The organism is Campylobacter curvus (genome assembly GCF_013372125.1).
GTDB classification, from domain to species: domain Bacteria; phylum Campylobacterota; class Campylobacteria; order Campylobacterales; family Campylobacteraceae; genus Campylobacter_A; species Campylobacter_A curvus.
This window is the reverse complement of sequence record NZ_CP053826.1, coordinates 982,209-1,002,887: the sequence shown is the minus strand read 5'-3', so window position 1 is coordinate 1,002,887 and position 20,679 is coordinate 982,209. Positions and strand designations below refer to the sequence as shown.

The 20,679-nt window shown below is 43.5% G+C and carries 14 protein-coding genes and 1 tRNA gene; 8 read left to right on the top strand and 7 right to left on the bottom strand.

Annotated features, from left to right (window positions below):
- Nucleotides 1-20: 20 nt before the first annotated feature.
- The 3 genes from CCVT_RS04830 to murA all read right to left on the bottom strand — a co-directional run bounded on the left by CCVT_RS04830 (nucleotide 21) and on the right by murA (nucleotide 2,566).
- Nucleotides 21-95: transfer RNA gene (locus CCVT_RS04830), tRNA-Gly, on the bottom strand.
- Between the two features lie 43 nt (nucleotides 96-138).
- Nucleotides 139-1,299, bottom strand: coding sequence for a molybdopterin molybdotransferase MoeA (locus CCVT_RS04825; RefSeq protein ID WP_018136294.1), 1,161 nt, complete (start codon nucleotides 1,297-1,299; stop codon nucleotides 139-141).
- A 1-nt stretch (nucleotide 1,300) separates the two neighbouring features.
- Complete coding sequence (murA, locus tag CCVT_RS04820) at nucleotides 1,301-2,566, bottom strand: UDP-N-acetylglucosamine 1-carboxyvinyltransferase (protein ID WP_026175441.1); 1,266 nt, start codon at nucleotides 2,564-2,566, stop codon at nucleotides 1,301-1,303.
- Nucleotides 2,567-2,701: 135 nt separating this feature from the next.
- Between murA and CCVT_RS04815 the strand changes: the two genes are divergently transcribed.
- Genes CCVT_RS04815 through CCVT_RS04800 form a run of 4 tightly spaced genes read left to right on the top strand, consistent with a single transcriptional unit; the run spans nucleotide 2,702 to nucleotide 5,244 of the window.
- The gene (locus CCVT_RS04815; RefSeq protein WP_018136292.1) at nucleotides 2,702-3,385 is read left to right on the top strand and encodes an NlpC/P60 family protein; all 684 of its coding nucleotides are present in this window, start codon (nucleotides 2,702-2,704) and stop codon (nucleotides 3,383-3,385) included.
- 1 nt (nucleotide 3,386) lies between these two features.
- On the top strand, nucleotides 3,387-3,941 hold the full coding sequence (locus tag CCVT_RS04810; protein ID WP_018136291.1) for a rhomboid family intramembrane serine protease: 555 nt from the start codon (nucleotides 3,387-3,389) through the stop codon (nucleotides 3,939-3,941).
- Entirely contained in the window at nucleotides 3,938-4,753 is an 816-nt protein-coding gene (locus CCVT_RS04805) for a ferritin-like domain-containing protein (RefSeq protein ID WP_018136290.1), read from the top strand. Before CCVT_RS04810 ends, CCVT_RS04805 begins: the two co-directional genes overlap by 4 nt.
- The gene (locus tag CCVT_RS04800) at nucleotides 4,750-5,244 is read left to right on the top strand and encodes a SixA phosphatase family protein (protein ID WP_018136289.1); all 495 of its coding nucleotides are present in this window, start codon (nucleotides 4,750-4,752) and stop codon (nucleotides 5,242-5,244) included. Before CCVT_RS04805 ends, CCVT_RS04800 begins: the two co-directional genes overlap by 4 nt.
- Before the next feature lie 353 nt (nucleotides 5,245-5,597).
- Here the strand turns inward: CCVT_RS04800 and CCVT_RS04795 are convergent, their stop codons facing one another.
- The 4 genes from CCVT_RS04795 to CCVT_RS04780 all read right to left on the bottom strand — a co-directional run bounded on the left by CCVT_RS04795 (nucleotide 5,598) and on the right by CCVT_RS04780 (nucleotide 12,184).
- On the bottom strand, nucleotides 5,598-6,944 hold the full coding sequence (locus CCVT_RS04795) for a TolC family protein (RefSeq protein WP_018136287.1): 1,347 nt from the start codon (nucleotides 6,942-6,944) through the stop codon (nucleotides 5,598-5,600).
- Between the two features lies 1 nt (nucleotide 6,945).
- Complete coding sequence (locus CCVT_RS04790) at nucleotides 6,946-8,874, bottom strand: MacB family efflux pump subunit (RefSeq protein WP_018136286.1); 1,929 nt, start codon at nucleotides 8,872-8,874, stop codon at nucleotides 6,946-6,948.
- A complete protein-coding gene (locus CCVT_RS04785) occupies nucleotides 8,871-10,079 on the bottom strand; it encodes an efflux RND transporter periplasmic adaptor subunit (protein ID WP_018136285.1) in 1,209 nt (402 codons plus the stop codon). The genes CCVT_RS04790 and CCVT_RS04785 overlap by 4 nt, the downstream gene beginning before the upstream one ends.
- Nucleotides 10,080-10,150: 71 nt before the next feature.
- The gene (locus CCVT_RS04780) at nucleotides 10,151-12,184 is read right to left on the bottom strand and encodes an ATP-dependent helicase (RefSeq protein WP_018136284.1); all 2,034 of its coding nucleotides are present in this window, start codon (nucleotides 12,182-12,184) and stop codon (nucleotides 10,151-10,153) included.
- Between the two features lie 303 nt (nucleotides 12,185-12,487).
- Here CCVT_RS04780 and CCVT_RS04775 point away from each other — a divergent pair, with 303 nt between their 5' ends.
- The 4 genes from CCVT_RS04775 (at nucleotide 12,488) to CCVT_RS04760 (ending at nucleotide 20,591) form a co-directional block, all read left to right on the top strand.
- Entirely contained in the window at nucleotides 12,488-12,691 is a 204-nt protein-coding gene (locus CCVT_RS04775) for an SPFH domain-containing protein (RefSeq protein ID WP_018136283.1), read from the top strand.
- A 36-nt stretch (nucleotides 12,692-12,727) separates the two neighbouring features.
- Nucleotides 12,728-13,156 (top strand): SPFH domain-containing protein, encoded by a 429-nt coding sequence (locus CCVT_RS04770; RefSeq protein WP_018136282.1) that lies wholly within the window; start codon nucleotides 12,728-12,730, stop codon nucleotides 13,154-13,156.
- Nucleotides 13,157-13,261: 105 nt separating this feature from the next.
- Nucleotides 13,262-15,436, top strand: coding sequence for a penicillin-binding protein 1C (gene pbpC / locus CCVT_RS04765; protein WP_018136281.1), 2,175 nt, complete (start codon nucleotides 13,262-13,264; stop codon nucleotides 15,434-15,436).
- Between the two features lies 1 nt (nucleotide 15,437).
- Nucleotides 15,438-20,591: an alpha-2-macroglobulin family protein gene (locus CCVT_RS04760; RefSeq protein WP_018136280.1), complete on the top strand. Its 5,154-nt coding sequence runs from the start codon at nucleotides 15,438-15,440 to the stop codon at nucleotides 20,589-20,591.
- Nucleotides 20,592-20,679: the final 88 nt, after the last annotated feature.

Here is a 20,679-nt window from a genome sequence, read left to right as displayed (position 1 = left end):
AAAAATGAGGGTAAAAAAGATGGAGCGGGAAACGAGATTCGAACTCGCGACCCCAACCTTGGCAAGGTTGTGCTCTACCCCTGAGCTATTCCCGCGACCAAATAAGAGCTCGCATTTTAGCAAATTGTTTTTCATTTGTCAAGGCAGCCTTATCGCAAAAATTTCAGAATTTTCTAAAATTTCGCTCTCGTTTGGATCGGACAAATATATCGCATTGCTTTTTAAGAGAGGTTTTATCATGCCCGAGCCGTATTTGTTGTGATCAGTCACATAAAATTTATCGCCCTCGATCGTGCCAAAGACGACATTTGAGCGGCCTGATTTCAGCTTTAAATTTTCACTTATCCTGACTAGTTGCTTCTCGTGTTGCTTGCCTAAAAGTGCCGGCAAGATGAGCAGATACGCGCACAAATAAGCCGCCATAGGATTGCCCGGCAGGATGAAAACGATCTTGGTATCTTTGACGTAAGCCTTGCAAGGTCCGCCCGGACGTAAATTTATCTTTTCAAAAAGCTCTTCAAAGCCAAGTGCAATGAGTGCGCTTTTCATAAAGTCCGCTTCACCTTTGCTAGCCCCTCCCGAGCAAACGATCACGTCAAATTTTGAAATTTGATCGAAAGCTTCCTTTGTCGCCTCTAGATCGTCTTTTATGATGCCAAGATACGAGCTCTCAAGGCCTGCCGAGCGTAAGATCGCCGCCACGCCAAGTGCGTTTGCGTTGTAAATTTCATCATTGTCGGCATTTTGCCAAGGCTCTTTTAGCTCATCTCCGCTTGAATAGATCCCGATGCGAGGCTTTATGCAAACGCTGACAAAGCTTATGCCCTGGGCTGCTAGCATCATCACGGCGCGTGTGTTTAGCAAAGTTCCTTTTTTTATCAAAATTTCGCCCGCTTTTACCTCTTCTCCTGCAAAGCGGTGAGCGTCGCCTTTCCTTAAATTTTCAGGCGCATAGACTAGATCGCCATCGACTAGACAGTCCTCAAAGCGCATCACAGTGTCTGCACCAAGGGGCATTTTAGCCCCCGTCATTATCTTGATACACTCATTGTCTTTTATGCTAGTCGTGCGTTTGTCGCCCGCAAATACGCAGTCGATCATCTTATAGGGTTTATCCTTTTTATTAAAGCAAACCGCGTATCCGTCGAGTGCGGAGTTGTCAAAGCAGGGCAGGTTTTTAACAGCTACGATATCTTCGCTCAAAATTCTGCCGTATGCCTCGTGTAGAGGGATTTTCTCGCCTAAATTTAAAGCGTTTAAATTTGATAGTATCTTTTCAAGTGCTTCATTTACCAGCATTTCACTCCTCCAGTCTCGTGATATTCGCACCAAGTCGCTTAAATTTCGCCTCTAAATTTTCATATCCGCGGTCAAGGTGGTAGATCCTGTGCACACGGCTGGTTCCCTTTGCGACGAGAGCGGCTAAGATAAGTGCCGAGCTCGCTCTAAGATCGGTCGCCATGACATCTGCAGCGTTCAGCTCTTTACCGCCATAAACGCTTGCTATATGGCCGTTTAGACGGATATCAGCACCCATCCTGGCAAGCTCGCTTACGTGCATGAAGCGGTTTTCAAACAGCCTCTCATCTATCACGCTAACGCCGTTTGCGATGAGCGATAGCGCCATGAACTGAGCCTGCATATCTGTGGGAAAGCCCGGATATTCGGTCGTTATTATCTCGCAAGGCTTTATCTCCTTAGCCGGCAGTATCGTGATCTCGTCATCATATATCTTTATGCCAAAGCCCATCTCTTCAAGCTTTGCTAACATCGCGAGCATGTGATTGGCATTTGCTTTGCTTATGCTTATACGCGAATTCGTTATCGCACCGGCGCAAAGGTACGTGCCGGCCTCTATCCTATCCGGGATCACCTCCACATCGCCGATATCTAAGAGCTTGCCGTCGGTTCCTGTTATGCTAAGCTCGCTCGTGCCGATACCCTCTATCTTTACGCCGCTAGCGGCCAAGACCTCACAAATTTGCACGACTTCTGGCTCTTTTGCGACGTTTAAAAGCTGCGTCGTGCCGTGAGCTAAAGCTGCCGCCATGATGATATTTTCGCTGCCGGTCACCGTTATCTTGTCAAACACTATGCTAGCAGCCTTTAGCCCGTCAGGAGCGCTAGCTACGATATAGCCTTGCTTTATCTCTATGCTCGCTCCCATTTTTTCAAGAGCGCTAAGATGCAGATCGATCGGACGCTGACCGATAGCGCAGCCTCCTGGCAGACTCACTTCGCAATGTCCAAAACGCGCTAAAAGTGGGCCTAGCGTCAGTATGGAGGCTCTCATCTTTCGCACGATGTCATAGTTTGCCATAGTGGAATTTACGCCGCCGGTGTCGATCTTTAGCAAATTTTCATTTTCAAATTCACAGCTAGCGCCTAAATTTCTAAGCAATTGAGCCAGGGTTTTGATATCGGCCACATTTGGGATATTGCTTAGCTTAACCTCGTTTTTAGCTAGCAATGTGAGCGCTATTAGCGGCAGTGCGGCGTTTTTTGCTCCGCTTATCTCGACCTTGCCGCTAAGCTTTGCGTTTCCTTCTATTTGCAAATAATGCATCATGATCTTGCCTTGAAATTTAAAATTTAGGCTGATTATAGTGACTTTTAGCTTAGAAAACAAAGCCACGGCTTAATCTTTTTATTTGCCAAATATCGTTAAAATACGGATTATTTTAAAATTTGAAAGATCAAAATGATAAAACAAATAGCTTTGACGGCCGCATCGATGGCGTTTTTTGCGGGTTGTAGCTTCATAGCACCGACGCAAAACAACAACACAAAAGAGGACGCAAACATATTAAACAAAGAAAATATCTACGCGCAAGATGGAGTTTTGCAAGATTACCTCAATAACAAAAATGCAAACGAAGACAGAAAAGATAAAAATTTCGGCTCGTTTTTCAAAAAATATATGAACACAAGAGCCGGCAGAGACTGCTCGGGCTTTGTCTCGATAGTCAATCAAAAGCACGCAAATATGTATTTTGACGAGAAAACCATCAACAAATACTACGATAAAGGCGGTAGGAAGTCAAAAGCGATATACAACTTTTACCAAAGTCAAAATTTGATAATCCAAGAAAACCCTAAAATAGGCGATCTGATATTTTTCTCAAACACACTAGGTAAGGGCGTCCAAAAAAATATCGATAAGCAAAACGTCACTCACGTCGGCATCGTAAATGAGATCTCGCCAGACGGTACGATCCGCTTCATACATAACTCCGGTGGCAAGATCATACACAGCTACATGAATCTAAACAACAAAAATACGCATCTAAACGGTAAAAAAGAGATCAACAGCTACATAGTAAGATGCTCTAAAATAAGCTGCCTGGCATCAAATAGATTTGCTGGCTACGGCAAGGTCAAGTAAAATGCGCGTTACATACGCGCTCATCGCACTAAATTTAGCCCTTTACGGCTTTGTAAATTTCTCCGCGAACTCCAGCTCACTTGAGTCCATGCTAGGCCTTAACATCGGCTTTTTCACGCTTGAGTGGCCACTTTTACTTCAGCCGCTAACCTCGATGTTCATGCACGGCTCACCATCGCATATAGCCATGAATATGGTTGTGCTATTTCAGTTTGGCTCGGTTTTGGAGCGCCATCTTGGCTCTTTGCGCTTTTTTCTAGTTTATATGATAGGCGGGGTCTTGACCTCTTTGCTTAGTCTTTCTTATATTTATTATGCTTATGTAAGCGACGGCTCGTTTGTAAATTTAGTCGGCGCTAGCGGCGCGATCTGTGTGCTTCTTGGAGTGCTTGCGTTTTTAGATAAGAGCTCGAGGCTAGGGCTGGTGATCGCGATATTACTGATGAGCTTCGTGCCGCTCGCACTTGGTGTGAATATAGCCTGGTACGCGCATATCATCGGCTTTGTCCTGGGCTTTTTATATGCAAAGATAGCCTTTAAAAGAGCGGTCGTATGAGCTTTTTTGATGAGATTTGGGATATCTTAAATGAGGGCGATGCAAAGGCTAAATTTTTAAAATTTGAGAAATTTTATAAGGATTTTAAGGCCTTTGGCGAGCAAAATTTCACGCGTCAAACGCCAGTGCTACCTCTAACTACGCCAAGCTATGCTAAATTTTGCGATGTCGTCTCGATGAAAGAGCTAAACAAAAAGCCAAAATCAAAAGATAAAACTCTAAATTTTATCCACTCTATCGCTCATATAGAATTTAGCGCCATAGATATCGCGCTTGATGCGTGTTATAGATTTGACGGGCTACCTCGCGAATTTTACGCCGACTGGCTGGAGGTGGCCGAGGATGAGATCAGGCACTTTTTAATGATAGAGGGATTTTTGAAAAAGCAGGGCGGCAGATATGGAGATTTTAGCGTGCATGACGGACTTTTCGTCGCCTTACAAAAGAGTGAGAGTTCGCTCGTAAAACGCATGGCCTTGTTACCAAGATATATGGAAGCAAACGGACTTGACGCCAACGCTCACATCATCCAAAAGCTGGCAGTGCAGGGCGGTAGCGACGAACTCATAGGAATTTTAAACGTAATCTTAAACGAGGAAATTTCACATGTAAAAAAGGGTGACAAGTGGTTTAAATTTGCTTGCAAACGTGAAAACATAGACCCAAACGAATACATCCGCATCATACAAGAGCTCTATCAGAATTCTTTCAAAAGCAGCCGCACGTTAAATGAAAAAGATAGGTTGCAAGCGGGATTTAGTAAGGATGAGTTCGAACTCATCAAAAGTTTTCAAAAAGAGGGCGAAAAATGAGCAAAATTTACTTCATAAGGCACGCAAAGGCGGTCGATGAAAACAAAGATACGCCAAAGGATTTCGCACGCGAGCTAAGCGGAAGAGGCAAAGATGATGCTAAATTTATGGCCGCAAGGCTTAAATTTTATGGCGTGATGCCGGATGTTATATTTTCAAGCGACGCAAAAAGATGCGAACAGACCGCAAAACGCTTCGCAGATACGCTTAAATTTAAAGAAGATATCACACTTGTGCATAAGCTTTATGATATAAATTTTGAGGATTTTTTGAAATTTGTGAAAAATATAAAGAGCAAATTTCATGAAATTTTCATCATATCCCATAACCCTGCGACGACGCAAATATGCGAATTCTTAAGCGATTCGTCTATCGATAACATCCCTACAAGCGGTATCTTTTGCATAGAATTTGACTGCGATCTCAAAGACATAAGCGAAGGCTGCGGCAGGGTAGTGTTTTTTGACCATCCCAAAAAACATCAAAATTAAGCCAAATTTTCATACATATAAAAAAGCATAAAATAAAACGGATTTACTTACGCATTTTTTTGCATCAAATTTCACGGATAAATTTTTACGACACAAAAGGTCAATATTTATAAAAGCTCTTAAAATAGGCCTTTTAGAGCTGGCTCTTGCATGAAAATGAAAAAATAAATATTAATTTGAAAATTATAGTTTTCAATACAAAATATAAAAATAGTTGCCATTTTACCTTTTGTATGATTTTTGCTTGGCTCTATTATTGTTTTAACTTTCAAAAGCGAAGCCAAACCTTAAACGCTGTTCGCGTCTGTGCTAGGTCGCTTATAAATTCTTTGCTATAAAAGTAAAAGTATAAATTATTTAGAAAATTTACCTGCCATGGCTTTATAAATTTGTATCTCATCTTGCAAGAGTTTATATTTTCCGCCGAGCAAATTCACATAAGCGTCTATCTCGTTGTTGCTGGCTTCAAGATAGTCTTTTAGCTCAGATTTTCCGTATTGATATTTTAGCTTGTAAATTTCGCTTATATTTTCGTAGTTTTGCACCTGTTTGGAGTAATTATCCAGGAGCACCTCGTCTTTTTGCATCGCTTTATAATACGTATCTATCTCGTTTAGCGCTTCATTTAGCGTAGCCATATAGTTTAGTTTCGCTTGCTCGAAGCTTGCTTCTGATACTTTGAGATTTGATTTTAGCTTCGAATAGTTTAAAAATGGTAAATTTATAGCGATATTTCCGTCTAAAAATTTTAACGACGTAGCGCCGCCTATATTGTCCGCACTACCCTTTAGGCTCGCTCCTATCGTGATGCTAGGGTAAAATTCTTTTTGGCTGGCTTTTACGTTTAAAAGCCCCTCCTCTATCCTGGCTATGGCCGCTTGCAAGTCAGGACGATTTGCCACGACGTAGATAGGTACGTCAAGATCCACGCCCAAATTTTTGACATCGCTTAACGATAGCCCGCTAAATTTTAGATCAAAATCAGGCTTTACGTTTAGTAAAATTCTAAGCGTTTTTTGCGCCTCAATCAGGCTTTTCTCCGCATTTTCTATCTTGTTTTTAAGGCTTAAAACTGAGCTTTGTATCTGTGAAAGCGATAGTTGTTCCTCTTTGCCAAGCTCGAATTTATAGTGCGTTATCGCCTCAAGCTCGTTGTAGTTTTTTAAAGAAATTTCATAAAATTTTATACTTTCGTTTAGATATAAGATATTAAAATAAGCGTCCGTTATGCTGTTTATCACGCTTAGGCGCGTTGCCGCGAGGTCAAATTTCGTAGCGTTTGCCTCCCACACAGCCGCATCTGCGCTATCAGCTAGCTTGTGCCACAGATCGAGCTCGTAGCTTAGCGAGACTCCGGCGCCGTAGGTGCGCGCCCAGCTGTCGTTTCTTTTTATGTTCCTGCTCGTTTGTGCGCTGGCGCTAGCACTGAAGGTAGGCAGTAAATTTGCGTCTAAAATGCCGGCTTGTGCTAAGGCTTTATTTATCGCGACGGCTGATTTTGCTAGGTCGATGTTGTTTTTCAGTCCAAGCTCGATCAGCTCGTTTAGATAGGTTTGGTTGTAATCTTTCCACCACTCTTCTTTTAAATTCAGCTCGCTTTTTACGTTGCTTTGCAGCAAAATTTCATAGTAATCGCTATTCACGTTTTTTACGGCGCAACCGCTTAAAAGTAAAACTAGCGCTAAGCTTAATGATCTCATTTTATTCCCTTGAAAGTGCGTCGATCGGATTTAGTTTCGAGGCGTTTTTAGCCGGCATATAGCCAAAGATGATGCCTATCGCCATCGATGTTACGAGAGCGACGATGATGGAGGCATTTGAGAAGATCATGCTAAAGCCCTCTAAAAAGTTATTGAAAACATAGCCGATCACATAAGAAAACGCTATGCCGATCGCTCCGCCGATCAAACAAAGCAGGACCGCCTCTATCAAAAACTGCTGCAATATATTGCTCTGCGTAGCGCCTATTGCCATTTTGATGCCGATCTCTTTGGTGCGCTCAGTTACTGAAACTAGCATGATATTCATCACGCCTATACCACCCACAATGAGCGAGATGAGCGCGATACTGGATATCAGCAGTCTCATCGTAGAGATCGTCTCCTCTATCGTTTGTTTGATACTGTCTGAATTTCTAGTAAAAAAGTCTTGCTTTCCGTGCTTTATCGTTAAAAGCTCGGTGAGATTTTTTTCGGCTACTTGCGCATTTACGCTCTCTTTTACGCGCACCGTTATCGAGCTTATGTATTTATCGCCGGTGATTTTGTTTATCACGGTCGTGTAAGGGGCGTAAATTTTAAGCGTACTGGCATCACCGAAGGTAAAGTCGTCCTTTTGCAAAACGCCGATCACTCTAAGCGGCTTTTTGTTAAAAAGGATTATCTTGCCGATAGGATCGATATTTGGAAAGACTGAAATTTTAGTCGTATGATCGATGACTGCTACGGATGCCGAGGATGCGACCTCGTCATCGTCATAGAGCCTGCCGCTTGCGAGCTTGAGGCCGTTTACATCAAAGCTACCAGAGCCCCCGCCCCTTAGGCTCGCACTTAGCGATATATTTTCATAAGTCAGTATCCCGCTGGTGCTGGTATTTGGCGTGACGGACTCCAAAAAGGGCTGTTTCTCTAGCATTTGAGCGTCACTGATGACTAGCGTTTTTACGCGTCCTGAGCGCATATCGCCAAAGCCTTTGCCCGGCATTATGTCTATCGTATTCGTACCGATTTTGCGGATGCCGGCTAAAATTTGCTCCTGCGAGCCTTTGCCAAGCGCCACGACACTGATGACGGCTGCGATACCGATGATGATACCTAACATCGTAAGCAGTGAGCGCAACTTATGAGAGAGCATCGCACTGATGGACATTTTAAAGCTTTCTATGAGCTGATCTTTGTAGTAGACAAAAGCGCTTTTTTGCGGTGTGTCGTGTTTTTTTGCGGTAAAAATTTCATCTTTTTTAGTCGTATCGCTGATGATGTTGCCATCTTTTATCTCGATGACGCGATTTGCGTATTCGGCGATCTTCGGATCGTGTGTGACGATGATTATGGTGTGTCCGAGCTTATGTAAATTCACTAAAATTTCCATCACTTTTAGACCGCTCTTGCTATCAAGCGCTCCGGTCGGCTCATCGGCTAGGATTATCTCGCCGCCATTTATCAGTGCCCTTGCGATAGATACGCGCTGTTGCTGACCGCCTGAGAGTTTATTTGGCAGGCTTTGCGCCTTGTCGTCAAGCTCGAGCGAGGCTAAAATTTCATGCGCTCTTTGCTCTCTATTTTTTTTATCCACGCCTGCATAAATGCTTGGAAGCGCGACATTTTGTAGAGCGTTCATCGTGGCGAGTAGGTTATATCTTTGAAAGATGAAGCCAAATTTATTGCGTCTAAGCTTAGCCAGCGCATCGGAGTCGAAATTTGATATATCAGCACCATCTAGCAGGTACTGCCCACTACTTGGACTATCAAGGCAGCCTAAAATATTCATCAGTGTCGATTTACCAGAGCCCGACTGGCCGATGATAGCGATAAATTCTCCCTTTTTGATGCTTAAATTTATGCCGTGCAAAATTTCGATATCGCTATCGCCTACTTTAAATTTTTTGACGATATTTTTTAGCTCGATCACCTTGGGCCTCTATTTTCTTTCTCGACCATTTTAGCGATCTCGCTTGCCGTGCTTTGCGAGGTCACGATCTCATCGCCCTCGTTTATGCCGCTGATGATCTGAGTGTCGAGATTGTCTCTTATGCCTGTTTGTACTTGCGTTTTTACCGCGTTTTGCTTATCTTTTAGCACATAAACGAAGCTCTTGTCGCCCTCTTTTTTGATAGCTATGGTAGGTATGATAATCGCGTCTTCTATCTTTGCGACCAGGAGCGTGTTTTGCGTGGTCATACCGATACGTAAAATCCCGTCTTTGTTATCCACGATGCTTTGAGCGTAATAATACACCGCCGAGCTGGAGCTCGTGGAGCTACTTGAATGAGAACTGGAGCTACTGGAGGTGCTTGAATACGAGCCGTCGCTAAGAGTCGTGAGCCCCGGATCTATCGAGCTCACCTCGGTTTGAAATTTCGTATTTGGCTCGGAGAGTATGGAGTATTCGACCGGAGTGCCGACTTTTATCTTTGTTATGTCGCCCTCGGCGATTTGCATTTTCATTTTTACCTTGCTTAGATCGGCGATATTTACGATAGTAGGCGTCGTTTGGTTTGAATTTACGGTCTGCCCCTCCTCTACTTGCACGGAGACGATCGTGCCGTCTCTAGGCGCTACGATACGAGTGTAGCCAAGGTCGATCTTAGCGGTGCTTAGCTCGATATTTGTCTGGTTGATCTGCGCTTTTATCTCTTTTAGTTTCGCCTCGTTTGAAGCGTATGTATTTTTTGCTGTCTCAAATTCTTGCTTTGAGGTGGCGTTTTTCGCAAAAAGTCCCTTTTCGCGCTCATACTGCGTTTTAGAGATATCCAGTGCGACCTTTGCGCTTTCTAGCTGCGCCTCATATATCCTAAGCTGCGCTTCTTTATTGTCGACGTTGTTTTGCTGCGTGGAGCTGTCTATCTCGGCTATGAGATCGCCTTTTTTGACATTATCGCCTAGCTTTACATATAGTTTTTTTATCTGACCGCCCACCTGAGCGCCCACATCTACGAGCTCGGTAGCAAAAATTTCGCCTGTGGCGTCTACCTTTTTAGAAAACGAGCCCTTGACGGCCTTTTGGGTTATAAACTCCACCCTTTCGCCGCTAGTCTTGAAATACTTATCGTAGACGAAAGCTAGCGCCAGCGCTACGATCAGCAAAAGGATAGAAATTTTAATGATTTTTTTCATTGTGATTCACTTTGGATAAATTTTGTCAATTTTATTTAAAAAAGTTGAAATAAATGTTAAATTCCAAGCTTCTAAATTCCTGCACTAGCCATCCCCGCCTCGATCAAAAAACAGCTTGGCTGATAGGTGATCTTTTTGATCTTGTCAAATTTAGCATAGCTTAGATAAAGCTCGTCACGCGCCCTAGTCACCGCGACGTAAAAGAGCCGCCGCTCCTCCTCCAGACTGCCGCCCATACTCATGAGCTTTAAATTCGGAAAGCGATTTTGCGCCAGATCGACGATGAATACTTGATCGAACTCTAACCCCTTGCTCGCATGTACGCTAAGCAGGCTCACCCCCTCGCCCTCTCTCATCTCGTTACTTCCGAGCGTGATGAAGTTGTAAAATTTCTCGACATCGTTATAGTTTTTGCTAAGCTCGCTAAGGACGATAGATTTTCGCATTATGCGTTCGCGAGCCTCCTTCTTTATAGCAGGATCGACGTTCCCGTTTTTTAGCGTCGCGCGCTTGATGCTTAAATTTTCTACTATCAGCTCGTAAATTTTACTGTCTCTTATCTCGTTTATGAGTGAATTTGGCCTTACTAGGCGTCTAGCACTCTTTAAAAAGTTGTAAATTTCATATAAAAATAGCGCCCCGCCCTCGCTTAATTTTTGCATTTTTAGTATCGGATGCGCTAAAAACCTGTCGCTAAATTTCAGCTCTTTAAACCTCGAAACATCGGCAAATTCATCAAGATCGTCAAACAACCCAAGCTGATAATTATGCCTTTTTATCGAGGCGATACTGACGTTTTCGTCCGGATTTAAAAGCCCTTCGATCAAATTTCCGTGTCCTAGCTTGACCAAAGCGTCGAAAATTTCCTTGCTAAGCGCGCTACCTACGCCCTTTGCGTACTCGCAGATATGGATGAACGCCATGATGTCTTTTGGGTTTATAAAGATACCCATGATATCCACGAGCGCCTTTATCTCGCGACTCTCAAAAAAGCTCACGCCGCCTTTTCGCTTTGAGCTGATACCACGCTCTTTTAGCGCGACCTCGATACCGTCTGCCGAGGAGTTGTTGCGAAAGATGACGGCGATATTTTCGCGCGGAAACGGTGAGAGCGAGATGATGTCGGCAATCGCGGAGTATTGCTCGAAAAGCTCGTTATAAACAAGCAGAGTCGGGGCTTTAAATTTCCCCTCTCTGCTGACGCTTAGGTGCTTCTCGTAAAGGCGCGGGTTGTTTGCTATGACCTTGTTTGCGAGCGCTAAAATACTCGAGCTGCTGCGGTAATTGACATTTAGCGCGTAGATGTTAGCGTCTTTAAAGCGATCTTTAAACGAGCCGATGATCTCGATATTTGCGCCATTAAATGCGTAAATGCTTTGATCAAAATCCCCGACGCAAAATAGACTTTTTGTCTTAAACGCACTGATGAGGCTGCCTTGAAGCGTATTCGTATCTTGATATTCGTCGATCAAAATTTCATCGTAATCAAGCGGCGCGCCGTTTTTTAGCTCGTCTCGCATCTTGATAAGAAGGTCGTTAAAGTCCGCGTAGCCAAATTTCGCCTTCTCACTCTCGAATTCGTTTAAAATGTCCTCGTAAATTTCAGCATAAACGCCCTGCTCTTCGCTCTTTAGCTTTAGCCAATCGGCAAAACTGACGTCGCTCACGCTATTTTGATAGAGCGAGTAAAGATCGTAAAGATATGCCCCGCCGTAAGGCTTGACGTCGCTTAGATGATGAAATTTACGCCTTTCAACGAGGCTTTTAAGTAAAATTTTAAGCTCGCTTGGCTGCTTTAAAACCACGCCCTTGCCTAGCTCTTTAAGTAGGCTATAAGAGACCGAGTGAAATGTGCCGGCAGTGATCTTGGCGGTGATCTTTTTATCAAAATAGCGATTTAGCCGCTCGATCATCTCGGCTGCGGCCTTGTTAGTAAATGTAAGAAGTAAAATTCGCTTGGCATCGACTCCTAAATTTAACAAATGTGCGATGCGAGCGACGATGGTGCTCGTTTTGCCCGTGCCTGCGGAGGCGATGATTAGATTGTGCCCTGCTGGAGCGGTCGCGGCGGTGTATTGTTCTTTATTTAGACGTGAAAGTGGCATGATCTCCTCTATAAAAAGTGGAAATTATACCCAAAAGGGCTTAAAGCAAATAATGTCAAATTTTGTTTGGATTTAGGCAAATTTTAATATAATCGGCTCAACCGCCGCCTATTTAAAACATTTTGCTGTCACTTGCAAAATAGGCATATCGCGGAGCAAGAGGCAGTATGGGGTTTGATTCCCCGCTGTGTAGGCCACTTATTTTTTCAAATCCGGGCCTCGGTTCGGTCGTTTAACGCGTTTGCGGCATGCGAATAAAATTCCCCCGCAAACGCCTCTTAGACGCATTTTTAAGGAGATGAGATGTTTACTAAAATAGAAATTCCGCCACTACAATTTGGCATATTATATAAAGACAACAAATTTTATAAGCGCCTGCAAAGCGGTATTTATCGGTTTTTTGACTTTAGCCGATACCGCGTCACGCTACTGCCAGACGTCCCGTGCGAAGTGCAAGTCTACTCGCAAGAAATTTTAAGCAAAGATAACATCGCGTTTCGCGCGTAATTTGTTTTCACATACGAGATCGTAGCTACGGGCGAGATGGCAGTGCTCAGCAGGGACGATCTTGAAAACAGACTTCGCACGATCGTGCAACTCTACGCCAGAAGCGTGATCTCGGCCTTGCCGGCGCAGGAGATCGCCGCACGCACTTTCACACTCGATCCAAACGTGATAGGCGAAAAAGCAAGTGAGCTGGGGATTAAAATTTTAAACGTAGACTTTTTGGACATCACCTTTCCAAAGGCGATCCAAGCGCTATTTGCACGTGAGCTGGAGGCAAACCTGCGCGCAAAGATCGAGCTGGAAAACGCTCGCACCATAATCGCCACTACGCGCGCACTCAAAAACGCCACCGCAATGATAAAAGACGATAAAGAGATGAAATTTTTACAGGTCATGGAGCTACTGCAAAATGCCGTCAAAACGGGCAAAAATACACTAAATGTGAGCGAGATGTTAGCGGAGTGAGTTGTCGCTTTCTCGCTTATGCTTTGAATTAAAAATTTATCGCGACACTAAATAAACACTGCAACAAAAATCTAAAACGTAGAGCACTTTGGCTATAATCACGCAATGAAAATGAAAAAGCTTAAAATTTTAAAATTCGCCCTCGTTTTTTTAGCGCTTTTATTCGTCATATTTTTGATATTGGACGCCATTTTTCCTCTAAATTTAAGCGCACTAAATAAAAGTCAAGCCAAAATTTTATACGACACAGACGGCAAGATCATCAAGATGCAGCTAGCAAACGACGGTATATGGCGTTTTCACACCGACGATGTGCCCGAAATTTTAAAGCAAAGCGCCCTACTCTTTGAGGATAAATATTTTTACTACCACTTTGGTGTGAATCCTCTCGCGATGATGAGGGCTGCCGCTTACAATCTCACGCACAAAAACCGTATCGGAGCCAGCACTATAAGCATGCAAGTAGCGCGCATGATGGAGCCAAGCGAGCGAAGCTACACGAACAAGATAAAAGAAATTTTCCGTGCGTTGCAGCTAGAGTGGCACTTTAGCAAGGATGAAATTTTAAATTTTTACTTCAACCTGGCCCCATACGGCGGCAACATAGAGGGTGTGCGAGCGGCCGCTAGATTTTACTTCGGGCGGGAGCTAAACGAGCTTAGCTACGCGCAAATGGCGCTTCTTAGCACTATCCCAAAAAATCCGAACAAAAACCGACTCGATAAAAAATCTGACATCAATCGCCTAAAAAACCGCGTCGTAAAGCTGCTTTACAAGGCTGGCATCATCGATCTTAGCGCATTTAAACGCGCTCAAAACGAGCCTTTTAAAAACACTCGTGTAAAAGCACCCTACAACGCTCCTAGCTATGCTGATGTTGCATTTAAAAATGGCCTTACTAAGACTAATTTAGACCTTGAAATCCAAAACGATCTTTTGAATATATTAAACAACGCGATGATAAAGCTGCGCGAAAAGAACGCAAACAACGCCGCTGCAGTCGTGATAGACAACGAAAAAATGAGTGTCGTCGCCTTCGTCGGTTCTCACGATGAGCGCGCCAAAGACGGGCAAAACTCGGCCCTAAACATGAAACGAAACGTCGGCAGCACGCTAAAGCCGTTTATATTTTCACTAGCGCTTGATAGCGGGCTAATAACGCCTAAAACGCAGCTCATAGACACTGAAATTTTCATAAACGAATACGTCCCTAGAAATTTCAGCGGCGGCTTTTTAGGCATAGTGAGTGCCAAAGATGCGCTAAATTTCAGCCTGAATATCCCGGCTGTGAATTTAAACCTAAAGCTCGAGGACAACTCGCTTTATGAGCTTTTAGATAGGGCGAATTTAGTAAATGAGAGCAAGGAATTTTACGGAGCGAGCATAGCGCTTGGAAGTAGTGAGATGAGCCTTTTAAATTTAGCCCATCTTTACAGCATTTACGCAAATGGCGGCGTATTAAGGCCGCTTGAGTTTGCAGGGGAATTTATAAACGCTCAGGACACGAACATCACTCTAATAAGCCCGCAAAGTGCCTATCTGACGGCAAAAATGATGAGCGAGGCATCGCGCTCGTATCTAAAAAACGTATGGCGATATGCCCAAGATACGCCTACCATCGCATTTAAAACTGGCACGAGCTACGGCTCACGCGATATATACGCTATCGGACTTGACAAAGACTACACCATAGCCGTTTGGATAGGGAATTTCAACGCTCAAAAGACCGACAAGCTCACCGGACTAAACGACGCGTCAAAAATCATCTTCGACGCCTTTAAGCTGATGGCTCAAAAGCGAAATTTACACTTTCTAACAAGTGTTGATGGCATCATCAAGATACCTACCTGCGTCGATGCGTTTGAGTTTGAGCAGTGTAAAAATTTACAGATCGACGAGCAAATTTCAGGCGTTTGGCTAAAGGATAAATGCACGAACATAAGGGGCGAGGAGCTTGATTTCATGTATAAAAACGGCTTTTTGAGCAAAGAGGAGCTAAGCTCTAGCCCGTGCCTTGAGACGCTTAAGAGCAAAAAGCCTTTATTTGCCAGCCCTTACGCGAACGAGACTATATTAAGCGATAGTAATATAACCAAAGTTATGCTAAAATGCTACGCATATTTGGGGGATGAGATCTACCTAAAAGTCGATGACGGCGAGTTTAAAAACGCACCTAGCGGTAGTGAGAATATCGTATCTTTAGGGATCGGCGAGCATACTTTAAGCTGTCTTGACGAGAACTCGAATTTAAATGAAATTCAGATAAAAATAAGGAGATAGGATGCGCAGTAGATGGTTGTTTCTAGCCTTTTTGTCGGCCATAAATTTAAACGCTTTGAACTTTAACGGCGAGGTCGATGTCAAAACGCCTTTGACGATAGAATTCGGGCTTAATGAAAATGTGGGCGACAAGCTCGTAGGCACGATCGACAAAAAGAAAATTTTCGAGTGCCAGCCAAAGCTGGAGGGCATAATAGAATACAAAAAAGATAGCCTCGTCTACTACACGAACCAGCTTCACCAGGGCGTGGGCTACACTTGCAAAATGAATGGCGACAGCGTGGAGTTTGAATACGGCGAATTCAAGCTAAAAGAGGTATTTAAGGCTTCAGACAGCAAATACATACTGAAATTTAACGACGAAGTCAATGCTACCGAGCTAAAAAAGATAAAGATAAGCGATGTGAATTTTAGCGTAGATAGCATGTCAAAGGTCGATTTCGCGCTGAATTTAGATAAAAATTTAAGCGCTCCTACTTTTGAAATTCCTGCCGGATTTGAGAGCAAATTCGGAGCGAAATTTGAGGAAAATTACAGCTACACATACTCACAAAAAGCCAAAAACGACGATAATGAGCAAAATTTTAAAAAAGAAAATGAAAAAGCAAAGACGCTTTTTATAGAAAATTTAGAGCCAGTCAGCCTTGATGGCGGGAAGCTAGCCGCCAGGATCTATCTCAAAGACTGGATGGATGACGATCGAAACCTCAAGAAATTCATTCACGTCAAGGGCATTCAAAATTTCAAAATGAGTGACTTGAACTACATCGAATACGAGCAAAGAGAAAAAATGCAGGCTGAAGGCAAGGATCTTTACTACTACATCGACATCATCAGCGATGATTTCAAGCCTCAAACCGAGTACGAGATAACGATCAAAAAAGGCTTTGGTGATAGCGATAATATCGTGAGAAATGATAGCGTTTATACGGTAAAAATGGGCAATTTAGCTCCGTTCGTGGAATTTACAAACGACAAGCCATATATCTCAAGCGTCGGCCAGATCGGCATAAAAAGCGCAAACGTGAGTGAGCTTAAGGTCACGGTCGAAAAGCTGGCTGATCAAAATTATAGATATTTTCTAAATTTCAACTCCAGTAGCGACGATCTAAGCACTTTCAGTAAAGAGGTCGCGAGCAAAAAATACGATCTTGGCGGTGCGCTAAATGAAGTCTCCTTGCATAAAATAAGGCTTGATTTCGCCGGCGGCGGAGACGGAGTGTATAAGATAAACCTCTCTTACGGCAAAGATCAAAGCATCTCAAAGGTCGTTTATCTAAGCGATATCGCCATCAGCGCCAAGGTCAGTAAAAACGAAATTTTCGTATTTGCCAACAGACTTGGCGAAAACATGATGCTGGCAAACGCCAATGTCAAAATTTACAGCAATGGAAACGACGAGCTGGCAGTGGGCGCGACAAACGACGAGGGCGTTTTTAAATTTAAACGCAAAGACATCTATAAAGACGTTTCCTCCGTCGTCGTATCCTTGGGCAAGGAGCAAAATTTCCTCCTCATAAACGCGGATGAGAACCTAAACGAAAACGCCAGATATATGCTAAAAGATGCGAACGAAACGATCGATGCTTGGACGCATTTTGCTACCGATATCATCCGTCCAAACGAGGACATCGAGGGTGCGATATATCTAAGAGACAGAGATTTTAAGCCACTTGCAAATATGCCTGTAAAGCTAAAGATCACCGATCCTCAGAGCAAAGACATCGCGGAATTTGCCGCAAAGACGAACGAATTTGGCGTCATAAGCTTTAGCAAAAATATTTCAAGCGAGCTTAGCGGACGCTTTACGCTAAGCATAATCTACGCAAACAAAATTCTCGCGAAAGAGCCGTTTTTCGTCGAGAGCTTCGTGCCTGCCAGACTGAAAAACGAGATCATCATGTCAAGTGAAATTTTACAGGCTAATGAATTTATCCCGCTGGAATTTTCAAGCAGCTATCTCTTTGGCGGTGCGGCCAGCGGACTTGAGGGATCGTTTGAAGTCTCGTTTTTTGACTCGGAGTATAAAAACGAAAACTACAAAGACTATAAATTTAAAAACAGCACGATAAAAGGCAAAGGATACGCCAGCCTGGAGAGGCGAATAAAGCTCAACGAAAAAGGCAAAGCAAGCGATATCCTCGGGCTTAGCCTAGAGGGTGAGGGTGACGGTGATGTGCCTTCTATACTAAAAGGCGTCATAAATTTCAGCGTAAATGACGATGGTAAAAATGTCAGTACCAGCAAGACTTTCAAGGTCTATCCTTACGAAAATATGGTCGGAATTTTTGCTGATAAGACCTTCGTAGAACCAAACGAAAAGATAAACATCAAAACAGTCGCTCTAAACGCCATCAGCGGCGAGCCTAAAAATTTGAGCCTGAAATTTAGCGTCAAGCGCTCGGTCTGGGAATACACGAGCGACGATAGAGGCGTAGTCAGATGGCATGAAAGGCTAGATGACGTGGATAACTTTTTCAAAGATAGCGGTTCGTTTGACTACAGCTTCGCTCAAAGCGGCTCATACACGATCGTGGTCTCCGACATAGTAAGCGGCTCTAGCACCAGCATCGATATCGACGTCAGCGGCTGGAACTACTCGACTTTGATGCCGACAAAAGAGCTTAGCAAAGCTCAAGTCAAACTAAACGCTCAAAGCTATAAAAAAGGCGACGAGCTAAGCGCGGATATAAGCTCGGCGATCAAGGACGGACTAGCGCTCGTGACGCTCGAAGATGGCGATGTCAAAGCCTATAAGGTCGTACGTATCAAAAATAACTCGGCAAATGCTAAATTTAAGCTTGATTTTGACTTCAACGGACTGTATGTGGGCGCAAACATCTACCGCCTAGCCGATGACGGCGTGACTCCTTTTAGAACTCACGGCAAAATTTACGCAAAAGCCGACAGACCTGAAAGAAAGATGGCTTTGCAGATCGACGCGCCAAAGACGGCAAAAACGAATCAAAACGTAAAAATTTCGCTAAAAACGCTACCAAACGCCGATATCAGCCTCTTTGTAGTCGATCTTGGCGTGTTAAACATCACTTCGCAAGTACCGGCAAATCCTCTGGCGTTTTTTAATAAAATTTTGCCAGACTCGGTCTTTGACTACGATATCTACGACAAGCTCACAAACTACAAAGTAGACGGCAAAGTCCTAAGCTTTGGCGGTGATACAAAAGAGCTGGCTATGGAGGCTAAACTCGCAAAACACGATAGTCCGGTCGATAGTAAAAATATAAAAACGTTTGCTAAAGCCGCACGTCTAAAAGCCGACGCAAACGGCACGGCAAGCTATGAATTTAAAACGCCAAACGGCTTTAACTCGGCTATCCACGTGGACGCTATCGTCTCGAATGAAACGCAGATGGACGCTAAAAATAGCGAAATTCTGGTAAAAGACGATGTAATCATCAAGCCAAGCGTGCTCGCATATATGCTAAAAGGCGATGAGCTAAATGCAAGCTTAAGGCTCATAAACACGACAAATCAAGATAAAAATTTAAGCGTTTCGATCAAATCAAGCCCAAATTTAGAGCTAAACAGCGACACGAAAGTAAATTTAAAACCGCTTGAAAATAAACTCTTACCGCTAAAGATCGCCGCAAAAGAGGCCGGAAAGGCAAATTTTGAAATCACGCTCGATAACAACGGCGACACACTCACAAACTATACGAACCTTGACGTAGTCGATCCTTATCCGATAAGCACCTACGCAAAGAGCCTGGTCATAAGCAAGACAAAAGATATCAAGCTGCCTAAGGGCTTTACAAACGTCAGCATAGACGCTTCAAATTCCGTCACAAGCCTACTAAACGCCGCTTCACAAAATTTGATCGAGTATCCGTATGGATGCGCCGAGCAGCGAAGTAGCCGCCTTTTGGCGCTTTTAAATGCGAAAGTCAAAGAGAAATTCAGAGACGAGGATAGAAAGAGATTTATCACGCTAGGGCTTGAGGATCTAGTCAAGATGCAAAAGAGTAACGGCAGCTTTGGCTACTGGAACGAGCTAAGCTACGTAAATATCTTTGCCTCCGTCTATGCGACCGACGTTCTTTTGGAGCTGGACGAAGCGGGCTACAAAGTGCCAAAAAGCATCAAAGATAAAGCGGTCAAAAGCCTGGCAAATTTAAGCTACGATACGCCGTTTGAGGTGCTTTACGGCCTTTACGTCGCAGCTAGAGGCAACGCACTGGATAGAGCGGCTTTAAATAGAATTTACGACGAGAAGCTCTATGCCTCAAGCGTTTTAAACAAATACCTGATGGCCTCTACTCTAAAGATCGCCGGACTTGATGACGAAGCTTCCAATGTGCTTAAAAATTTAAATGCAAAAGAGTCTAAAGAAAAGAGAATTTACAGCGATTTTCACTCGGATCTAAGAGACCGCGCCTTCGTGCTTTATCTGCATGCAAAGCATTTTGCGCAAAATTCATACTCTGACGAGCTTGCGAATTTCTTGATAACAAATATGGACGAGCTAAGCTCCACTCAAGAGCGAGCCTTCGTTTTGCGCGCGCTGAATGCTTATTTCAAGCCAAAAGCTAACGAGACGAATAATAAATTTAAGCTTAGCTATGACGGAGTGCAGAAAGAATTCGACGGTCTTTTAAGCGTAAATATCACGACCGAAAAGGGCGAATTTAAGATCGATCCGCAAGGAGAAAACAAGCTCTTTACCGGTATCTCGAGTTCGGCTTACGTTCCGCTTGAAGTAAAACACGCGCTAGAGCCAAAAGAGCTTGACATATATAGGATTTTCGTGAACAAAGACGGCAAGGAGCTAAATTTAAGCAATCTCAAGGTAAATGACATCATCTACTCTAAAATCACGCTAAATTCAAAAAGTCCTATAAGAAATGGTGTGATAAACGAGATGATAAGTCCTTGTTTCGAGGTCGTAAATGAAAATTTAAGTGGCTTTACAAGAAGCGAGCAGACTAAAAACGATATAGATTTAGAATATCAAAGCATCAAAGACGACCGCGTCATAAGCTTTTATAACCTTGAAAGTAAGAAAGCGACGCTATTTACGCCATATCGCGTAGTGATGAGCGGCAAATGCACGCTACCTGCGGTCATCACGGAAAATATGTATAACGACACGCAAAACGACTACGACCTAGCTCAAAAATCTTTCAGCGTCAAATAAAATTTAGGGCGAGCGATCGCCCTAATCTACGCATATATATCGTAAATAAAAAGAAAATTTTAAACAATCTTTAGGTAAAATCGCTTCA

Coding starts and splice junctions, on each gene's coding strand:
- CCVT_RS04825 (WP_018136294.1), bottom strand. CDS start 1,299: ATGCTGGTAAATGAAGCACTTGAAAAGATACTATCAAATTTAAACGCT.
- murA (WP_026175441.1), bottom strand. CDS start 2,566: ATGCATTATTTGCAAATAGAAGGAAACGCAAAGCTTAGCGGCAAGGTC.
- CCVT_RS04815 (WP_018136292.1), top strand. CDS start 2,702: ATGATAAAACAAATAGCTTTGACGGCCGCATCGATGGCGTTTTTTGCG.
- CCVT_RS04810 (WP_018136291.1), top strand. CDS start 3,387: ATGCGCGTTACATACGCGCTCATCGCACTAAATTTAGCCCTTTACGGC.
- CCVT_RS04805 (WP_018136290.1), top strand. CDS start 3,938: ATGAGCTTTTTTGATGAGATTTGGGATATCTTAAATGAGGGCGATGCA.
- CCVT_RS04800 (WP_018136289.1), top strand. CDS start 4,750: ATGAGCAAAATTTACTTCATAAGGCACGCAAAGGCGGTCGATGAAAAC.
- CCVT_RS04795 (WP_018136287.1), bottom strand. CDS start 6,944: ATGAGATCATTAAGCTTAGCGCTAGTTTTACTTTTAAGCGGTTGCGCC.
- CCVT_RS04785 (WP_018136285.1), bottom strand. CDS start 10,079: ATGAAAAAAATCATTAAAATTTCTATCCTTTTGCTGATCGTAGCGCTG.
- CCVT_RS04780 (WP_018136284.1), bottom strand. CDS start 12,184: ATGCCACTTTCACGTCTAAATAAAGAACAATACACCGCCGCGACCGCT.
- CCVT_RS04775 (WP_018136283.1), top strand. CDS start 12,488: ATGTTTACTAAAATAGAAATTCCGCCACTACAATTTGGCATATTATAT.
- CCVT_RS04770 (WP_018136282.1), top strand. CDS start 12,728: ATGGCAGTGCTCAGCAGGGACGATCTTGAAAACAGACTTCGCACGATC.
- pbpC (WP_018136281.1), top strand. CDS start 13,262: ATGAAAATGAAAAAGCTTAAAATTTTAAAATTCGCCCTCGTTTTTTTA.
- CCVT_RS04760 (WP_018136280.1), top strand. CDS start 15,438: ATGCGCAGTAGATGGTTGTTTCTAGCCTTTTTGTCGGCCATAAATTTA.